Annotated in this window: 19 protein-coding genes; 5 read left to right on the top strand and 14 right to left on the bottom strand. The window is 72.4% G+C overall.

Annotated features, from left to right (window positions below; all coding sequences use genetic code 11):
- Window positions 1-10 precede the first annotated feature (10 nt).
- Window positions 11-910: a deoxyribonuclease IV gene (locus tag SL103_RS08705; RefSeq protein WP_069568159.1), complete on the top strand. Its 900-nt coding sequence runs from the start codon at window positions 11-13 to the stop codon at window positions 908-910.
- A 63-nt stretch (window positions 911-973) separates the two neighbouring features.
- Here the strand turns inward: SL103_RS08705 and SL103_RS08700 are convergent, their stop codons facing one another.
- Complete coding sequence (locus tag SL103_RS08700; RefSeq protein ID WP_069568158.1) at window positions 974-1597, bottom strand: sulfite oxidase-like oxidoreductase; 624 nt, start codon at window positions 1595-1597, stop codon at window positions 974-976.
- 154 nt (window positions 1598-1751) lie between these two features.
- Between SL103_RS08700 and bfr the strand changes: the two genes are divergently transcribed.
- Window positions 1752-2228, top strand: coding sequence for a bacterioferritin (gene bfr, locus SL103_RS08695; protein ID WP_069568157.1), 477 nt, complete (start codon window positions 1752-1754; stop codon window positions 2226-2228).
- A 46-nt stretch (window positions 2229-2274) separates the two neighbouring features.
- Here the strand turns inward: bfr and SL103_RS08690 are convergent, their stop codons facing one another.
- Both SL103_RS08690 and SL103_RS08685 read right to left on the bottom strand, forming a co-directional pair.
- Window positions 2275-2562 carry a (2Fe-2S)-binding protein gene (locus SL103_RS08690; RefSeq protein WP_069568156.1) on the bottom strand — a complete coding sequence of 96 codons (288 nt, stop codon included), beginning with the start codon at window positions 2560-2562 and terminating at the stop codon, window positions 2275-2277.
- 174 nt (window positions 2563-2736) lie between these two features.
- On the bottom strand, window positions 2737-4086 hold the full coding sequence (locus SL103_RS08685) for a class II 3-deoxy-7-phosphoheptulonate synthase (RefSeq protein WP_033270866.1): 1350 nt from the start codon (window positions 4084-4086) through the stop codon (window positions 2737-2739).
- 260 nt (window positions 4087-4346) lie between these two features.
- Here SL103_RS08685 and SL103_RS08680 point away from each other — a divergent pair, with 260 nt between their 5' ends.
- Entirely contained in the window at window positions 4347-6302 is a 1956-nt protein-coding gene (locus tag SL103_RS08680; RefSeq protein ID WP_069568155.1) for an anthranilate synthase family protein, read from the top strand.
- Here the strand turns inward: SL103_RS08680 and SL103_RS08675 are convergent.
- From SL103_RS08675 to SL103_RS08655, 5 genes are all read right to left on the bottom strand, one after another.
- Window positions 6268-7284: a 2-hydroxyacid dehydrogenase gene (locus tag SL103_RS08675; protein WP_069573542.1), complete on the bottom strand. Its 1017-nt coding sequence runs from the start codon at window positions 7282-7284 to the stop codon at window positions 6268-6270. The genes SL103_RS08680 and SL103_RS08675 overlap by 35 nt on opposite strands.
- Window positions 7285-7460: 176 nt before the next feature.
- Complete coding sequence (locus SL103_RS08670) at window positions 7461-8489, bottom strand: 6-phosphofructokinase (RefSeq protein WP_069568154.1); 1029 nt, start codon at window positions 8487-8489, stop codon at window positions 7461-7463.
- 200 nt (window positions 8490-8689) lie between these two features.
- Window positions 8690-9361: a response regulator gene (locus SL103_RS08665; RefSeq protein ID WP_069568153.1), complete on the bottom strand. Its 672-nt coding sequence runs from the start codon at window positions 9359-9361 to the stop codon at window positions 8690-8692.
- Window positions 9358-10650: a MacS family sensor histidine kinase gene (gene macS / locus SL103_RS08660; RefSeq protein WP_432215390.1), complete on the bottom strand. Its 1293-nt coding sequence runs from the start codon at window positions 10648-10650 to the stop codon at window positions 9358-9360. The genes SL103_RS08665 and macS overlap by 4 nt, the downstream gene beginning before the upstream one ends.
- Window positions 10651-10754: 104 nt before the next feature.
- Entirely contained in the window at window positions 10755-11486 is a 732-nt protein-coding gene (locus SL103_RS08655) for a lysophospholipid acyltransferase family protein (protein ID WP_069568152.1), read from the bottom strand.
- A gap of 225 nt (window positions 11487-11711) precedes the next feature.
- Here SL103_RS08655 and SL103_RS08650 point away from each other — a divergent pair, with 225 nt between their 5' ends.
- Window positions 11712-12533 carry an alpha/beta hydrolase gene (locus SL103_RS08650; RefSeq protein ID WP_069568151.1) on the top strand — a complete coding sequence of 274 codons (822 nt, stop codon included), beginning with the start codon at window positions 11712-11714 and terminating at the stop codon, window positions 12531-12533.
- Window positions 12520-13044: a hypothetical protein gene (locus SL103_RS08645; RefSeq protein WP_069568150.1), complete on the top strand. Its 525-nt coding sequence runs from the start codon at window positions 12520-12522 to the stop codon at window positions 13042-13044. The genes SL103_RS08650 and SL103_RS08645 overlap by 14 nt, the downstream gene beginning before the upstream one ends.
- 1 nt (window position 13045) lies before the next feature.
- Here SL103_RS08645 and SL103_RS08640 read toward each other — a convergent pair whose 3' ends face one another.
- From SL103_RS08640 to SL103_RS08615, 6 genes are all read right to left on the bottom strand, one after another.
- Window positions 13046-13804, bottom strand: coding sequence for an endonuclease/exonuclease/phosphatase family protein (locus SL103_RS08640; protein ID WP_164492773.1), 759 nt, complete (start codon window positions 13802-13804; stop codon window positions 13046-13048).
- A gap of 5 nt (window positions 13805-13809) precedes the next feature.
- A complete protein-coding gene (locus SL103_RS08635; protein WP_069568148.1) occupies window positions 13810-14751 on the bottom strand; it encodes an ROK family glucokinase in 942 nt (313 codons plus the stop codon).
- A gap of 85 nt (window positions 14752-14836) precedes the next feature.
- Window positions 14837-15328 carry a DUF5304 domain-containing protein gene (locus SL103_RS08630; protein WP_069568147.1) on the bottom strand — a complete coding sequence of 164 codons (492 nt, stop codon included), beginning with the start codon at window positions 15326-15328 and terminating at the stop codon, window positions 14837-14839.
- Between the two features lie 131 nt (window positions 15329-15459).
- Window positions 15460-16722 carry an ArsA family ATPase gene (locus tag SL103_RS08625; protein WP_069568146.1) on the bottom strand — a complete coding sequence of 421 codons (1263 nt, stop codon included), beginning with the start codon at window positions 16720-16722 and terminating at the stop codon, window positions 15460-15462.
- Window positions 16723-16724: 2 nt separating this feature from the next.
- On the bottom strand, window positions 16725-17201 hold the full coding sequence (locus SL103_RS08620) for an SRPBCC family protein (RefSeq protein WP_069568145.1): 477 nt from the start codon (window positions 17199-17201) through the stop codon (window positions 16725-16727).
- Between the two features lie 182 nt (window positions 17202-17383).
- Complete coding sequence (locus SL103_RS08615) at window positions 17384-18199, bottom strand: metallophosphoesterase family protein (protein WP_069568144.1); 816 nt, start codon at window positions 18197-18199, stop codon at window positions 17384-17386.
- Window positions 18200-18303 lie beyond the last annotated feature (104 nt).

The raw sequence follows: 18303 nt of genomic DNA, 5'->3' as shown, positions 1-18303 counted from the left end.
GCTTGGGAGCGTGAGTAGCTCCCCTTTCCCCCTCGGTGCCGAGGACGGCGCCCGTCTGCGCAATCCGGTCGGCGGCCATGTGCCGGTGGCCGGCGGTCTGGCGAAGACCGGTCTTCCCTACGCCCGTGAGATGGGTGCCGAGGCCGTCCAGGTCTTCGTCGCCAATCCGCGCGGCTGGGCGACGCCGCCCGGCAGCCCCGCACAGGACGAGGCGTTCCGCGCGGCCTGTGCGCTGCAGGGCATGCCGGTGTACGTGCACGCCCCGTATCTGATCAACTTCGGCTCGCACACCGAAGCGACGGTCGAGCGGTCCGTGGAGTCGCTGCGGCACTCGCTGCGCCGGGGCCGCGAGATCGGTGCGCTGGGCGTGGTGGTGCACACCGGTTCGGCGACCGGCGGGCGGCCGCGCGCGGAGGCGATGGCGCAGGTCAGGGCGCGGATGCGGCCGCTGCTGGAGGAGCTGACGCACCCGGAGGACCCGTGGCTGCTGCTGGAGCCGACGGCCGGGCAGGGCGCCTCGCTGTGCGCGCTGGCGGAGGACCTCGGGCCGTACTTCGAGGCGCTGGACCGGCACCCGAAGCTGGGCGTCTGCCTCGACACCTGCCACGCCTTCGCGGCCGGGCACGACATGGCGGCGCCCGGCGGGGTGAAGCTGCTGCTGGACGAGCTGGTGGAGGTCACCGGCGAGGGCCGGCTGAAGCTGATCCACGCCAATGACTCCAAGGACGTGGTGGGCGCCCACAAGGACCGGCACGCGAACATCGGCGCGGGGCACATCGGCGCGGAGCCGTTCGCGGAGCTGTTCACGCACCCGGCGACGGCCGGGGTGCCGCTGGTCGTGGAGACGCCGGGCGGCATGGAGGGGCACGCCGCGGACGTGGCCCGCCTCAAGGAACTGCGCGCGCCCTGACCCTTGCGGAGCACCCCCGTGAGGTGTGCGGTTCCGGGCCGGAGCCGCACGCTCGCGCGGGGGTCAGAGTTCGGGGCCCTCGCCGGGCTCCTCCTGGTAGGAGTAGCGCTGCTCGCGCCAGGGGTCGCCGAGGTTGTGGTAGCCGCGCTCCTCCCAGAAGCCGCGGCGGTCGGCCCGCATGTATTCGATACCGCGGACCCACTTGGGGCCTTTCCAGGCGTACAGATGGGGCACGATCAACCGGACCGGAAAACCGTGCTCGGCGGTGAGCAGTTCACCGGAGCGGTGGGTCGCGAAGATGCACTTCTCCGCGGCGAAATCCTCCAGCCGCACATTCGAGCTGAAGCCGTACTCGGCCCACACCATCACATGGGTGACATCGGGCGCGGGCGGCGCGAGGTCCAGGATGGTCTTGGTGAGCACCCCGCCCCATTCGGCGCCCAGCATGCTGAATTTCGTCACGCAGTGCATATCGGCGACGACCGTGGCGTACGGCAGTGCCGTGAATTCCTCGTGCGACCAGCAGCGCTTCTCGGCGTCCGCGGTGGCGCCGAAGGCCCGGAATTCCCAGCGTTCGGGGCGGAACTTCGGGACGGGTCCGTAGTGCGTCACCGGCCAGCCCCGCTGGAGCCGCTGCCCCGGAGGCAGCTGAGGATGCTCTGCTCCGCGGCTTTCCGGCTGACCCATGCCCTCCATGTTGTCAGACCGGAAGGGATGCCGATGACCAGGGACGGAGAGATTCGGGCAACTCGTACTAAGCGTGAACTTACTGGACGCCCCCTCCGGGCGGTGCGAGGATGCGCGGCACTGACCCGTACTCGCGTGGAAGGAGCCCGCAGCCATGCAGGGCGACCCCGAGGTCATCGAATTCCTCAACGAGCAGCTGACCGCTGAGCTGACCGCGATCAACCAGTACTTCCTGCACGCCAAGATGCAGGAGAACTTCGGCTGGACGAAGCTCGCGAAGTACACCCGCGCCGAGTCCTTCGACGAGATGAAGCACGCGGAGGTCCTGACCGACCGGATTCTCTTCCTCGAAGGGCTGCCGAATTACCAGCGGCTGTTCCACGTACGGGTCGGCCAGACCGTCACCGAGATGTTCCAGGCGGACCGGCAGATCGAGGTCGAGGCGATCGACCGGCTCAAGCGCGGTATCGAGCTGATGCGCGGCAAGGGCGACATCACGTCGGCGAACATCTTCGAGGACATCCTCGCGGACGAGGAACACCACATCGACTACCTCGACACGCAGCTGGAGCTGGTGGAGAAACTCGGGGAAGCGCTGTACATCGCCCAGGTGATCGAGCAGCCCAGCTGAGCGAGCGGCGCGATGCCGGCGACCCGGCGACGTACGGCCCCGGGGCCTACGCGGCCTCCGAGAGCACCGCGGGCGCCACTGCGGCCACCTCCGCGACCGGCTGCGGTCCCCGGGCCCTGCCCTCGGACGCCAGCGGGTCGGACGCCCCGTTCTCGACGAGCTCCCGGCGGGGGCACGAACCCCGGCCGAGGAGTGCCTGGATGCGGCGCACGCAGTTGCCGCAGTCGGTGCCGGCCTTGCAGGCGGAGGCGATTTCGCGGGGCGTGCAGGCGCCGGAGTCCGCGTGGTCGCGGACCTGCTGCTCGGTGATGCCGAAGCAAGAGCAGACGTACACGCGGTTTCACCTCTTGGGCGGCTCGGTGGTGACTCTCGACCAGACCAGCTGATCTTGAGTGAGGTTACCCTTACCTTACCTGGCCCGTGGGGTGGCGACAACGCCCGGCAGGGTCCGAACAGCGCAGTGGGGCGCGGATCACAGATCCGCGCCCCACTCCCGTTCCGTCAGCCCTTACTGGTCGCGGTACATCTCCGCCACCAGGAACGCCAGGTCCAGCGACTGGCTGCGGTTGAGCCGCGGGTCGCAGGCCGTCTCGTAGCGCTGGTGCAGGTCGTCGACGAAGATCTCGTCGCCGCCGCCCACGCACTCGGTGACGTCGTCACCGGTCAGCTCGACGTGGATGCCGCCCGGGTGGGTGCCGAGGCTCTTGTGGACCTCGAAGAAGCCCTTGACCTCGTCCAGCACGTCGTCGAAGCGCCGGGTCTTGTGACCGGAAGCCGCCTCGAAGGTGTTGCCGTGCATCGGGTCGCAGATCCAGGCGACCTGCGCGCCGGAGGCGGTGACCTTCTCGACCAGCTCGGGGAGCTTGTCGCGGACCTTGTCCGCTCCCATGCGGGTGATGAAGGTCAGCCGGCCCGGCTCACGCTGCGGGTCGAGCCGCTCGATGAGCGTGAGCGCGTCCTCGGGCGTGGTCGTCGGGCCGAGCTTGACGCCGATCGGGTTGCGGATGCGCGCGGCGAACTCGATGTGCGCACCGTCCAGCTGACGGGTGCGCTCGCCGATCCAGACCATGTGGCCGGAGACGTCGTAGAGGTTGCCGGTGCGCGAGTCGGTGCGGGTCAGCGACGACTCGTAGTCCAGGATCAGCGCCTCGTGCGAGGAGAAGAACTCCACCGTCTTGAACTCCTCCGGGTCCACCCCGCAGGCGTTCATGAAGTTCAGCGCACGGTCGATCTCGCGGGCCAGCGCCTCGTAGCGCTGTCCGGAGGGCGAGGACTTCACGAAGTCCTGGTTCCAGGCGTGCACCTGGCGCAGGTCGGCGTAGCCGCCGGTGGTGAAGGCGCGCACGAGGTTGAGGGTCGCCGCGGAGGCGTGGTACATCCGCTTCAGCCGCTGCGGGTCCGGGATCCGGGCCGCCTCGGTGAACTCGAAGCCGTTGACGGAGTCGCCGCGGTAGGTCGGCAGGGTCACCCCGTCACGGGTCTCGGTCGGCTTGGAGCGCGGCTTGCTGTACTGGCCGGCGATCCGGCCGACCTTGACGACCGGGACGGACCCGGCGTAGGTCAGCACGGCGCCCATCTGCAGGAGCGTCTTGAGCTTGTTGCGGATGTGCTCGGCGGATACGGCGTCGAATGCCTCCGCGCAGTCGCCGCCCTGAAGCAGGAACGCCTCACCACGGGCGACCGCTCCCAGGCGCTCGCGCAGCTGGTCGCACTCGCCCGCGAAGACGAGCGGCGGATAGGACTCGAGCTCCGCGATCACATCGCGCAGAGCCTCTTGGTCCGGCCAGTCAGGCTGCTGCGCCGCGGGCAGGTCTCGCCAGGTGTTGCCACCGGCGTGGGTTTCAGCGTTCACGGTCACAAAGCCAACATTACGGGGTCGGGGCAGGCTGTCCGTCCGGCCATCCGGACTTTGAGACGCACTGCACTCGGACGGTCCGGTAGGGTGCCCCCCATGTGCACGCGACCGGCCATGAACATGAACTGGTGGTGGACCGCTCATCCGGCGGCCCACTGATTCGCGCGCACATCCCACACTTCGCGAAGGCCGCCCGAGGGGCGGCCTTCAGCCTTTCCGGCGGCCGTGCCCTCTTTCCGGTCCACCTGGAAGGAACCCCGCCCATGCACCGCGAGACCCACGACGCCCGCACCGACGCCGCCGCGCTCGTCCGGCGGCTGCTCGACCCCGCCTGCCCGCCGTTCGCCCTGCTGCGCCGCCGCTCCCCCGGCCGGGAGGCGGCCGACACCGTGGAGGTGCTGATCGGCGAGGTGACCGAGGTCGAGCGGCTCGCCGACATTTCGCTGGGTGACGCGGCGCCGGGCGCCCCGGTGACCCACGCGCTGGCGATGGTCCCGTTCCGGCAGATCCGCGAGCGCGGCTTCCGGGCGCACGACGACGGCACCCCGCTGGCCGTGCTGCGGCCCCGCGAGACCCGTGAGCTGCCGCTGGACGAGGTGCTCGCGGCCCTGCCGGCGCACGCCGTGACGGTGGCGGACGGCGCCTTCGACGTGGACGACGAGGAGTACGCCGGGATCGTCGGCCGGGTGGTGCGGGACGAGATCGGCACCGGCGAGGGCGCGAACTTCGTCATCCGCCGGACGTTCGAGGGCACCGTCGACGGCTTCTCGGCGGCCGACGCGCTGGCGCTGTTCCGTCGGCTGCTGGCCGGTGAGCGGGGCGCGTACTGGACGTACGTCGTGCACCGGCCCGGGGTGCGCACGCTGGTCGGGGCCAGCCCCGAGGTGCACGTGCGGATGACCGGGGGGACGGTCGTGATGAATCCGATCAGCGGCACCTACCGCTACCCGGCCGGCGGCCCCACCCCCGAGAGCCTGCTGGCCTTCCTCGGTGACCGCAAGGAGGTCGAGGAGCTGTCCATGGTGGTGGACGAGGAGCTGAAGATGATGTGCACCGTCGGGGACCGCGGCGGGGTGGTGATCGGGCCCCGGCTCAAGGAGATGGCGCACCTGGCGCACACCGAGTACGAGCTGCGCGGCCGGTCCACCCTCGATGTGCGCGAGGTGCTCAAGGAGACGATGTTCGCGGCGACGGTCACCGGGTCGCCGGTGCAGAACGCCTGCCGGGTCATCGAGCGGCACGAGCCGGTGGCCCCGGACGGGCGGGGGCGCGGCTACTACGCGGGCGCGCTGGCGCTGATCGGCCGGGACGCCGGGGGCGCGCAGACCCTGGACTCGCCCATCCTGATCCGTACCGCCGACATCACCGCGGAGGGCCGGCTGCGGGTGCCGGTCGGCGCCACCCTGGTGCGCGCCTCCGACCCGTACGCCGAGGTCGCCGAGACGCACGCCAAGGCGGCCGGGGTGCTGACCGCGCTGGGCGTACGGGAGGCGCCCGCGCGCCCGGCGAACGGGAGCCGGCCGGCGCGGCTGGCCGACGACCCGCGGGTGCGGGCCGCGCTGGACGCCCGCCGCGCCGACCTGGCACCGTTCTGGCTGCGCATGCAGACCACCGCGCCGACGGCGGAGCTGAGCGGCCACGCGCTGGTGATCGACGCGGAGGACACCTTCACCGCGATGCTGGCGCACCTGCTGCGCACCTCGGGGCTGACGGTGACCGTGCGCCGCTTCGACGAGCCGGGGCTGCGCGAGGCCGCCCTCACCCACGAGGGGCCGGTGGTGCTGGGCCCGGGGCCGGGCGATCCGTCCGACACGGCCGACCCGAAGATGCGCTTCCTGCGGTCGCTCACCGCCGATCTGGTCGCGCGCCACACGCACGGCCTGTTGGGCGTCTGCCTGGGCCACGAGCTGCTAGCCGCGGAGCTGGGGCTGGAGATCGTGCGCAAGGAGGTGCCCTTCCAGGGCGCGCAGGAGCGGATCGACTTCTTCGGGCGTCCGGAGACGGTCGGCTTCTACAACACCTTCACGGCCCGCTGCGACGACCGCACGGAGGCCGAACTGGCCATGCACCGTGTGGAGTTGAGCCGGGACGCGGCGACCGGCGAGGTGCATGCGCTGCGCGGTCCGGGCTTCGCCGGCGTGCAGTTCCACCCGGAGTCGGTGCTGACCCTGGACGGCGCCGCGGTCACCGCGCAGCTGCTGGCAGCTGTCCTCGTGTGACCAGCATGTTCTCGTTGGTGCGGTGGGCCAGGTAGTCCTCGACGTTGGCCACGGTGGCCTCGATGATCTGGCCCACCGCCTCCTCCGTGAAGTACGCCTGGTGGGAGGTGACGAGGACGTTGGCGAAGGTCATCAGGCGGGCGAGGGTGTCGTCGTCGATGACGTCGAGGGACCGGTCGCGGTGGAAGAAGCCGACCTCCTCCTCGTAGACGTCCAGGCCGACGCCGGCGAGCCGGCCGGCCTTGAGCGTCTCGACGAGGGCACGGGTGTCGACGAGTCCGCCGCGGCTGGAGTTGATCAGGATGACGTCGTCCTTCATGGCGGCCAGCGCCGCGGCGTCGACGAGGTGCCGGGTGTCGGCCACCAGCGGGACGTGCAGGGTGATCAGATCGGCCTCGGCGAACAGCCGCTCCCGGGGGACGTAGGTCATGCCGAGGTCCACGCACCGCGGGTTCTCGGCGACGTCCCAGCCCAGCAGGTTCATGCCGAAGCCGTGGGCGATCCGGGTGAACGCCTCGCCGATCCTGCCGGTGCCCAGCACGCCCGCCGTCCGGCCGTACAGATCGCGGCCCAGCAGGCCGTCCAGCCGGAAGTCGAACTGGCGGGTGCGGCCGGCGGCCCGCACCAGGCGCCGGTTGACGGCCAGCGCGAGGCCCCAGGCGAACTCCGCGACCGCGTGCGGCGAGTAGTGGGAGACCCGGCCGACGCTCATACCGAGGTCGGCCGCGGCCTCCAGATCGATGTTGTTGAAGCCCGTGGAGCGCTGGGCGATCATCTTCGTCCCGCCGGCCGCGAGGACCTGGAGGACGTCGGCGCCGAGGTCGGCGTTGACGCCGGCACTGACGACCTCGTACCCGTGCGCGATGGGGGCGGTGTCGCGGTTGAGGCAGACCTGCAGGGCGCGGATCTGGTGCGGGCCGCTGAAGGCCCTCTCCAGCAACGGCCGCTCATCCGCCTGCACGCCGAAGGCCACGATCTCCACGAGCCCTCCCGGGTCGTCCCGCCGGTTCTCGGTGTCCGCGCCGGGGTGCGGCTCCGCCGGTGTGCGAGGACCGCCGTCGGTGCAGGTACGGCACATGCCGTGCAGTGCGAATATACGGCGGCTCGCCCGGCGGCGCCGCCCGGGAACGGTGCCGGCGGGGCGGGGAAACAGGGCGGTCAGCCGAAGAACACCCCGACCTCGGCGTAGAGCGCCGGATCGACGGTCTTGAGCTTGGCGGTCGCCTCCCCGATCGGCACCCGGACGATGTCCGTACCGCGCAGCGCGACCATCTTGCCGAAGTCGCCGTCGCGCACCGCGTCGATGGCGTGCAGCCCGAAGCGGGTGGCCAGCCAGCGGTCGAAGGCGCTCGGGGTGCCGCCGCGCTGGGTGTGCCCGAGCACCGTCGTACGGGCCTCCTTGCCGGTGCGCGCCTCGATCTCCTTGGCCAGCCACTCCCCCACGCCCGACAGCCGGACGTGCCCGAAGGAGTCCTTGGAGTCGTCCTTGAGGACCATCTGGCCGTCCTTGGGCATCGCGCCCTCGGCGACCACCACGATGGGGGCGTAGCGCACCTTGAAGCGGGAGTCGATCCACCGGCAGACCTGCTCGATGTCGAAGCGCTGCTCGGGGATGAGGATGACGTTCGCGCCGCCGGCCAGTCCCGAGTGCAGCGCGATCCAGCCGGCGTGCCGGCCCATCACCTCGACGACCAGGACGCGCATGTGGGACTCGGCGGTGGTGTGCAGCCGGTCGATGGCTTCGGTGGCGACACCCACGGCGGTGTCGAAGCCGAAGGTGTAGTCGGTGGCCGACAAGTCGTTGTCGATGGTCTTGGGGACGCCCACGCAGGGGACGGCGTGTTCGCCGGCGAGCCGCGCCGCGACGCCGAGGGTGTCCTCGCCGCCGATCGCGATCAGCGCCTCGACCTCCTGCTTGGCGAGCGTCTCCTTGATCCGGCGGACGCCCTCGTCCTGCTGGAAGGGGTTGGTCCGCGAGGAGCCGAGGATCGTGCCGCCGCGGGGCAGGATGCCGCGCACCGCGGGGATGTCGAGCGGCACCGTGTCGTTCTCCATCGGTCCGCGCCAGCCGTCCCGGAAGCCGACGAACTCGTATCCGTACTCCTGGGTGCCCTTGCGGACGATGCCCCTGATCACCGCGTTCAGCCCCGGGCAGTCGCCGCCTCCGGTCAGTACTCCGACCCGCATCGTGTCCTCACCTACATCCCGTCAGTGGCCGCGCGCGGCCGTGGTCGATCCGACGGCGGTCACGCTAATGGTGATCTGGGTCACTCAGGGATGGGACAAACCCCGATTCCGGGGATTTTCCGGCGAGTTGACGTGCGGTGTTCACCCGTACGGGCGGGCCCTGCCGGGCGACCGGTGACGCCGCCCGGTGAGCTTGCTCCTCATGCCTCGTCGAGGCCGCGCTCTATCGCATAGCGCACCAGCTCCACGCGGTTGTGCAACTGGAGCTTGCCCAGGGTGTTCTGGACGTGGTTCTGCACCGTGCGGTGCGAGATGACCAGGCGCTCGGCGATCTGCTTGTACGAGAGCCCCTTGGCGACCAGCCGCAGCACCTCGGTCTCGCGCTCCGTCAGCTGCGGTGCGCCCGGCTCGTCCGGCGCCGCCGGGGCGGGCTCCGTCGCCAGCCGGCGGTACTCGCCGAGGACGAGACCGGCCAGGCCGGGGGTGAACACCGCGTCCCCGGCGGCCGTGCGCCGCACCGCGTCCAGCAGTTCCTCGGTGCTCGCCGACTTCAGCAGGTAGCCGGTGGCACCGGACTTGACCGCCTCCAGGACGTCGGCGTGCTCACCGCTGGCGGACAGCACCAGCACCCGCAGCGCCGGGTTGGCGCCGACCAGTTCCTTGCAGACCCGTACGCCGGGCAGCCCCGGCAGATTGAGGTCCAGGACGAGTACGTCGGGTGCGGCGGCCTGCGCCCTGCGGACCGCCTGGAGGCCGTCGCCGGCCGTCGCCACCACCTCGAAACCGGCCTCCGCCAGGTCCCGCGCGACCGCGTCGCGCCACATCGGGTGGTCGTCGACCACCATGACCTTCAGGCCCGTCTGCTCGTTCATGACCGGCTCTTCCCCCGCCTTCCGCCCTCGGGCGCCGCGCCCTTGGGGACCGTCAACTCCACTTCCGTGCCCTGGCCGGGGACCGACACCCATGCGGCGGTGCCGCCCAGGTCCCGCAGCCGGCCGCGGATCGACAGGGCCACCCCCAGCCGGCCCTCGCGCTCGGCGTCCGCCAGCCGGCCCTCGGGGATGCCGGGGCCGTCGTCGCGGACCGTCACGAGCACCGCGTGCGGTTCGTCCTCCACCAGGATCCATGCGTGGGCACCGTCCCCCGCATGCACCCGCACATTGTCCAACGCGGCACTGACAGCGGCCGCCAGTTCCGCGGCCGCGGCTGCCGGCAGCTCCACCGGGGCGCCCGGCTCGGAGAAGGTGACCCCGGCGCCGGCGAACGGGGCCAGCAGCGCCCGGACATCGCAGGAACCGTCGGCGGCCGGCGGCGGCACGCTCCGCGCGGGGGCCACCGCCGACCCGACCGCGTCGTGCGCCCCGGTCGCCGGGCCCGGTACGTACGGCGCCACCGCCGCGGCACCGGCCGGCCGCACCAGGCCGCCGGCGACCAACGTCCGCAGCGCGGCCTCCTGTTCACCGGCCATCCGGCCCAGTTCGGCCGCCTCGCCGCCAATCGCGGTGCCGCGCCGCTGCACCATCGCCAGGACCTGGAGCACGCTGTCGTGGATGTCGCGGGCCAGCCGTTCCCGTTCGCGGGTGGCGGCCTCGATCTGCAGGGCGCGGGCGAGGGTGCGCTCACTGGCGCGCGCCACCTCGACGACATAGCCGATGGCGACGCCGGCCACCCACACCAGCACCACGTTGCGGAGGGTGTCGCGGGCCAGTTGCTGGCGCTCGACCAGGTTGGCGACCGCCACCACACTGGAGGCCACGGCCGCCCAGCGCCAGCCGCCCTTGATCGCGAAGCCCAGCACGGCGCCCGCCGTCCAGATGGAGGGCAGCGTCGGTGCGCCGCCCATGATGCGGGCGTGGCTGTCGACCAGCGACGTGAGGAGGATGCCGCCGACGGCGAAGGCGAGGTCGACGATCAGGAATTGCCGGGTGCAGCGCTCCGGGGACGTCGTACGGCGCCAGGTCAGCGCCATCCAGACGGTCAGCGCGCCCATGTACGCGACGGCGCCCAGCGGGTGCTCGTAGCGCCGGTAGGACAACGCGACCTGGCACAGGGTGTAGACGAGGGTGAGGATGCGGTAGCCGGTGATGGCGCGCCACAGCGGGAGTTCGACGGACATCCGCAGCGCCTTCGGCGGGCGCTTGCCGTGGCGTCTGGCGGCCATGGCGCCGCCGCTCACCGTCCGTATGTCCGCATCCGTCATTGCCGGCCCCCACCCCTCGCCGGGCGTGCCCCACGCCCGGCCTCGGCTCCGTGCGTCTCCGCCGCCTATTCGGCGGCGGCCTTCTTGGCCTGCTCCTCGGCCTTCTTCTTCGCCTCCGCGGCCTTCGCCGCGTCCGCGATCTGCCGCTTGGCGGCCGTCGCGTAGATGTCGACGTACTCCTGGCCGGACAGCTTCATGATCTCGTACATGACCTCGTCGGTGACCGACCGCAGGATGAAGCGGTCGCCCTCCATGCCCTGATAACGGGTGAAGTCCAGCGGCTTGCCGATGCGGATGCCCGGCCGGATCATCTTCGGCACGATCTTGCCCGGAGGCTGCACCTTCTCGGTGTCGATCATCGCCACCGGGATGACCGGCGCGCCGGTGGCCAGCGCCACCCGGGCCAGGCCACCGGGCTTGCCGCGGTAGAGCCGGCCGTCCGGGGAGCGGGTGCCCTCCGGGTAGATGCCGAACAGCTCACCGCGCTCCAGCACCTCGATGCCGCTCTTGATCGCGGCCTCGCCCGCGCCCCGGCCGCCCGAGCGGTCGACCGGGAGCTGGCCCACGCCCTTGAAGAACGCGGCGGTCAGCTTGCCCTTCACGCCGGGCGAGGTGAAGTACTCGGCCTTCGCGATGAACGTGACCTTACGGTCGAGCACCGCGGGCAGGAAGAAGGAGTCCGAGAAGGACAGGTGGTTGCTCGCGAGGATCGCCGGACCCTCGGCGGGAACGTTCTCGATGCCTTCCACCCAGGGCCTGAAGGCAAGCTTCAGCGACCCGCCGATGGAAAACTTCATTGCGCCGTAGATCAACCGACTGCCTCCTGTGTGTGACGCAAAGACCTTAACCTGCCCCGGTGACACGCTCGCCCCGGCCGGGCCCCTCCCGGTTGCGCCGGCGGCCGGGCGGCGCCCGCGCGCGGGCCGCCCGCGCGTCCCGCGGGCGCCGGACCTACCCGCTCGCCGTCACTTTGCGTACCCTGAGGTAACTCGCCAGGTCCCCTCATCGATCGGAGTCTCCCGGTGCCGCTCCTTCCCGGAGCCGAGCCGTTCCGCCGTGACGGCGGAGAGGTCGGCGTCCTCGTGTGCCACGGCTTCACCGGCTCCCCCCAGTCCGTACGCCCCTGGGCCGAATATCTGGCCGACCAGGGGCTGACGGTCGCCCTCCCGCTGCTGCCCGGTCACGGCACCCGCTGGCAGGAGCTGCAGATCACGACCTGGCAGGACTGGTACGCGGAAGTCGACCGCGAGCTGCGCGCGCTGACCGAGCGGTGCAGCAAGGTCTTCGTCTGCGGGCTGTCGATGGGCGGCGCGCTGGCGCTGCGGCTGGCCGCCAAGCACGGTGACGCGGTCAGCGGGGTGGCGGTGGTCAACCCGGGCAACAAGATCCACGACGCGGCCGCGCCGCTGCTGCCGGTGCTGCGCCACGTCGTACGGAGCACCAAGGGCATCACCAGCGACATCGCCAAGCCCGGCGCCCGGGAGGTCGGTTACGACCGGGTGCCGCTGCACGCGGCGTACGCACTGCGCCGGTTCTTCCAGCAGGTCGACTCCGAACTCCCCCGCGTCACCCAGCCGTTGCTGGTGATGACCAGCCCGCAGGACCACGTCGTCCGGCCGGTGGACTCCGAGCGAATCCTCGCCCGGGTCTCCTCGACGGACGTGCGGCAGACGCTGCTGGAGCGCAGCTACCACGTCGCGACGCTGGACCACGACGCCGAGCAGATCTTCCGGGAGACCTTCGCCTTCATCTCGCGGCTCGCGCCGGAGGCGGGCACGGGTACGCGGGCCGGGTCCGCGGAAGCGGGCGCCCACGAGGGGACGGCGGCCAGTGGCGGAGCGTAGCCCCGGCGACCCCCGGGACCCGCTGGACGAGGAGGCCGCCTGGGCCGAGATCGTCGCGGGCTACGGCGAGCAGCCGTCGTTCCCGGCCAAGGACGGGACGGACGAGCAGCAGCCCCGTACGGACGGCCCCGCCGGAAAGCGCGAGGGCAAGGGCGAAAGCCCGGCCCCCGGCAGCTTCGTGGTCTACGCGCCGGGGGTCGGTCCGCGCGACTGGTCCGCGGCGGACGCCTCCGACGACGACTTCGACGAGACCGACGAGGGCCACTTCACCCCGCCCGAGCCGCCCCCGCTGCCGAAGGCCGACGTCACCGCGAAGTTCGCCTGGCTCGCGGTGCTCGGCGGCCCGCTGCTGCTGGTGGTGATGGTGATCCTCCAGCAGCCGGTGACGTGGTGGATCACCGTGCTGGGCATCGGCGGCTTCCTGGGCGGCTTCGCCACGCTGGTGGCCCGGATGAAGAACGACGACGAGGACGGCGACCACCACCTGCCGGGCGGCGGCGCGGTGGTGTGAGTCAGTCCGCGGCCGGCACCCGCAGCGCCGCCAGCACCGGCAGGTGATCGGAGGCGGCGCGCAGGTCCGCGTCGCGCACACCGGGCAGCCCGAGCGGCACACCGCAGCCGAGCACCTCGACGCCGTCGGTGGTGAAGAGGGCGTCGATCCGCTGCCGCGGCTCCTGGGGGGTGGAGGTGAACTCCCCGCCCCACGGCTCGGCGGCCCAGCAGTCCGTGAGCGCCCCCGCCACCCGGCGGAAGCTGCGGCCCTCCGGCCGGTCGTTGAGGTCGCCGCCGACGACCGCGTGCGGCACGCCCAGCGCCGCGACGTGCTCCAGCAGCAGTCCGGCCTGCTCGTAGCGCTCCCGGTCGGCGAGGCTGAGATGGCAGCTGAGGACGCCCAGCCGGGCCCGGCCGACGCGGACCACGGCGGTGGCGAAGCCGCGCTGGTGCAGGCCGGGGGTGCGGGGCAGCAGGACGTCGTCCGCGCGTTCCGCATGGGCGCGGAGGGTGGAGAGGATCATCGGGCCCGCGGTCGTGGCCCCGCCGGTGACGTAGTGCAGGCCCGCCGCGCGGGCCAGCCGCTCGGCGGCCTTGCGCCAGCGGAAGAACCGCGGCGCCTCCTGGATCAGCACGAGATCGGGGGCGCAGGCCCGGATGACCCTGGCCAGCGCCGCCCGGTCGTCGCGCATCGAGCGGATGTTGTAGCTGAGCACACGGACGACCGCGGCGTCCTCCTCGGTGCCGGACGCCGGAAGTCCGGTGTGCTCAGCCACCACCGCGGTCAGCCCTGGCGCGCCAGGTCGGCGGCGCCGACCAGTCCGGCCTTGCCGCCGAGCTGGGCGGCGAGCACCTGGGCGTGCGGCCGGTACTGGTTGCCGACCAGCCAGCGGCGGAAGGACTTGCGGATCGGTTCGAGCACCAGCTCGCCCTCGTCCGAGACGCCGCCGCCGACGATGAAGGCCGACGGGTCGAAGAGCGAGGCGAGGTCGGCCAGGCCGGCGCCGGCCCAGCGGGCCAGCTCGCGGAAGGAGTCGATGGCGACCGGGTCGCCCTGGCGGGCGGCCTCGCTGACGTGCCGGCCCTCGATGCCCTCGGAGGTGCCGTCGCCGAGCGACAGCAGGATCTGCGCGTTCTCGGGGGTGGCGAAGGCGCGCTGGCGGGCGTAGCGCAGCAGGGCGCGGCCGGAGGCGTACTGCTCCCAGCAGCCCTGGCTGCCGCAGCCGCACAGCAGGCCGTCGGGCACGACCCGGATGTGGCCGAACTCCGCGGCGACGCCGAAGCGGCCGCGGCGCAGCTTGTTGCCGATGATGATGCCGCCGCCCAGGCCCGTGCCCAGGGTGATGCAGATGACGTCGCTGTGGCCCTGGCCGGCTCCGAACTTGTACTCGCCCCAGGCCGCGGCGTTGGCGTCGTTCTCGACGACGACGGGGAGGCCGACGCGCTGTTCGACCTTGTCCTTGAGCGGTTCGTGGCGCCAGTCGATGTTCGGTGCGAACAGGACCGTGGCCCGCTTCTCGTCGACGTAGCCGGCCGCGCCGATGCCGACCGCCTCGACGCGGTGGCCCGCCCCGACGGTGCGGACCGCGTCCGCGATGGCCTCGGTCAGCGCGTCGGTGGCGTGCGGGGTCGGTACCTTGCACGTCTCAAGGATCGAACCCTCTTCGTCGACCACGCCGGCCGCGATCTTCGTGCCGCCGATGTCGACGCCGATGGTGAGTCCCATGTGTCCCTCAGTTTTTCGCTCGAACCCCGCCGAGACCCACCGTACCGGAGCGGGGGGTGGCTCCCGCGCTCATCAGGCGGCGGGGTCAGTCGAGATCGATGCGCTCGGTGCCGGTGGGACCGTCGTCGTCGCGGGGGTCACGGGAGTCGCGGGGATCCTGCCCCTGGCGGGCGGTCCGGTCGTCGGGGTCGTCCCGGGTCCAGCGGCGCTCGCTGCCCTCGACGGCGGAGCGGTAGGCGGCGAGCAACTCGGAGCCCGCCGCGGCGAGGTGGTCGAAGATGTCGGGGTTGCGCTCGATGACCGGCTCGACGGCGGCCTTGGCCTGCTTGAAGAGCTGGCTGACGGCGCTCTGGGCGGCCATCCCGCCGAGCGCCCCGGGCAGCTGGATGCCGGCGAGCTTGTCGGTCACCGCCTCGGCGAGCTTGCGCAGCTCCTCGGCGGCGCTGCCCGGCTGGGGGCCGTACTCGGTCCGGCGGCGGGCCTGCTCGGCCGCGAGGTCCTCGGCGCAGGCGGTCTCCCAGGCGTCGGCATCGGGCTCGGCCCGGTGGTCGGCGGGGCGCTCGGTGGCATCACTCATGATGAACTCCGTGGACTGCGGCGAGGCGGTACGGCGAAGGGTGCGGCGGGCCCGTCGGGACAAGGCGCATCGAGGCGGGCACGCCGGACCGGCGGCTCACCCTCGACGTTACCCGAACGGTGGTTGCCCGTTCAGTCGCTCTTGGGCCACAGGTCGGGATCCGGGCTGAAGCGGATCTCCAGGACGCCGTCGCGCAGCCCGGCGCCGGAGACGGTGCAGCGGCGCAGTACGGACGGCAGCGTGCGGATGCGGCGGAAGCGGCCGACGGTCACCACGATCTCGTCGCCGCGGCGCACCAGACCGAGGCCCCGGCGCTCGGCGCCCGGGAGCGGCACCCGCCACACCAGGAGGCCGTCGGTGGCCAGCCGGTCCTCGACGGTCCAGGGGTCGGGGCGGGGCCCGGCCGTCTCACCGTTCCGGCCGCGGTCGCCGGTCTCCCCGGGCTCGCCCGTTTCCCCGGTGTCGCCGGTCCCGGTGTCGCCGATCTCGCCGGCCGGTCCGTCGATCAGTTCGTCGAGTTCGGCGACGCCCTGCGGGTCGCGCCCCAGGTGCGGCACCTCGTGCACGGGGACGTCGGGGAACTCCTCGCGCAGGGCCTTCAGGGCGGTCTGCTGGCTGCCGGAGAGCGCGGCGAGGAAGGGGTCGGCCGAGCCGGTGGGCAGCAGCCGGTTGACGACCACCCCGTCGGTGCGCCGGCCGTGCAGGGCGAGGCCGGCGCGGATGGCGCGCAGGTTGGCGGCGGCGACCGGGCCGGCCTCGGTGACCAGGCGTACCGAGGTGCCGGGGTCGTCGATCACCCGCTGGACGGCGCTGAGTTCCGTCTCCCAGCGTTCGGCGGCCTCGTACAGCTTCTGGGCGGGCATCGGGACGCCGGCGAGCTGGGCGAGGACCGGGCGCAGCGCGCGGGCGGCCTGGCGCTCGGGCGGCAGCAGCCGGCGCAGGTAGCGGCGCACCTGGTTCGGCAGCGCCAGCAGCCGGATCGTTTCGGCTGCCGAGGGCATGTCGACGACGACCGTGTCCCAGGCGTCCGAGGCGTGTTCGGCGCGCAGCGCCTGGAGCAGCGCGAAGTCCTCGGCGCCGGGGAGTTCGGTGAGTTCGTCCTCGTCGAGGGGGGCGGCGCCCAGCAGGTCGAGGGCGGCGCCGGCGCGCTCCTGGAAGGCGAGGAATTCCTGGCGGAAGCGGTCACCGGGGTCGATGCGCCGGGCGTGCAGGCCGGGCGCTATCGGGGTGGGGGCCTCGGCGCCCAGCGCGGTGCCCAGCACCGTTTCCGGTGCGCTGCTCTCCGTGGTGAGCAGCAGGGCCCGGGCGCCCTTGCGGGCGGCGGCCAGGGCGGTCGCGGCGGCCAGCGTGGTGCGGCCGGCGCCGCCCGGGCCCGTGACGAGGACGGTGCGCACGCTCAGTGCTTCTCCGCCTCGTCGGCGGGGCCGGCGTCGGGACCGCTCTCGACGCGCTTCTTCAGCCCGGCCAGCGCGCGGTCGATGATGACCTTCTCGGCCTTGCGCTTGATCATGCCGAGCATCGGGATCTTGACGTCGACGGTGAGCTGGTAGGTGACCTCGGTACGGGCCCCGCCGCTGAGCGACGCGAGGCGGTAGGAGCCGTCGAGGGCACGCAGCATCTGGGACTTGACCAGCGACCAGCTGACCTCGTTGGCACCGGTCCAGGTGTAGGCGAGGGTGTGGTCGTCCTTGATGGCACCGGCGTCCAGCAGCAGGCGCACCTGCGCGGCGCGGCCCTGGTCGTCCTTGGCGAGCACCTCGGCTTCCTTGACCTCTCCGGTCCACTCCGGATAGCGGTCGAAGTCGGCGATCACGCCCATCACTTCGGCGGGTGCCGCCTCGATCGTGATGCTCGAGCTGGTGTGTTCGGCCATCGCCGTGACTCCTCCATACCGATTCGTTCCGGTCCGCCGACCCTTCCCCCAGCTCTCGGCCCCGCCCCGTTCTCGGCTTCGATTCGAGCGGGGGGACCCAAAGATCAGGGGAGACTCCGTTGCGCGGTGTCTGTGCTGCTGAAGGCTACCGCGCGGGGGATGGCGGGCGGACGCGGCCGGGCTCACCACTCCAGGACGAAGGGGGTTCCGGTCGCGTTGAAGTGGCCGACATTGACGCATTCGGTGCCCCCGATGCGGACCCGGCGGGCCAGCGGCTGGTGCACGTGGCCGAAGAGGGAGTAGCGGGGCCGGGTGGTGCGGATGGCGTGCAGCAGGGCCGCGCTGCCCCGCTCGAAGCGGCGGGCGACGGTGTCGTAGCACAGCTCGGGGACGTCCGGCGGGATGTGGGTGCACAACACGTCGACCTCGCCGACCGCCTCGATCTTGGCGGCGTACTCCTCGTCGCTGATCAAGTACGGGATGGGGGTACCCCCTGCTCGAACGGAGTTGAGAGCTCGGGGGGGCATGGGGGTGGTCAGGCCGCCGCCGACGAAGCCGAACACCCGGCCGCCGATCTCCACCCGCTGGCCGTCGAGGACCGTGGTGCCGTCCCCGGCGTACTCGGGCCACAGGCGCGGGATGTCGACGTTGCCGTAGGTGGCGTACGTGGGGGTCGGGAAGGCCGCGAAGAGTTCGGCGTACTGCCGGCGGACCGCCGCCTCGATGACGGACTCCCGACCGGCGCCCGTGCGGTCCAGTTCGCCCCACAGCCGGCGGCCGAGCGCGCGGGCCTCCTCGAAGCGGCGGTCGGTGCGCAGCGCGACCAGCGCCGCGGCGTTGGCGGCGCCGAAGAGGTCGGGGAAGATGCCGCGCGAGTGGTCGGCGTAGTCGAGGAAGAGGACCAGGTCACCGAGGCAGACCAGGGCGTCGGCGCCGTCCCCCGCCGTCGCGAGGTCCCGGCTGTTTCCGTGTACGTCACTCACCACATGCACGCGCATGGCGGCAGCCTAAAACGCGTCGGCGGGTGGAGGGAGGGGTGGCCGGGCACCCGGTTACTTTCGGGTCACCGACCGGCTGGTCTAGTCTGCGCGCAACAGTCCCC

It is taken from the genome of Streptomyces lydicus, assembly GCF_001729485.1.
Classification (GTDB): domain Bacteria; phylum Actinomycetota; class Actinomycetes; order Streptomycetales; family Streptomycetaceae; genus Streptomyces; species Streptomyces lydicus_D.
This window is presented reverse-complemented; position numbering and strand designations above follow the sequence as displayed.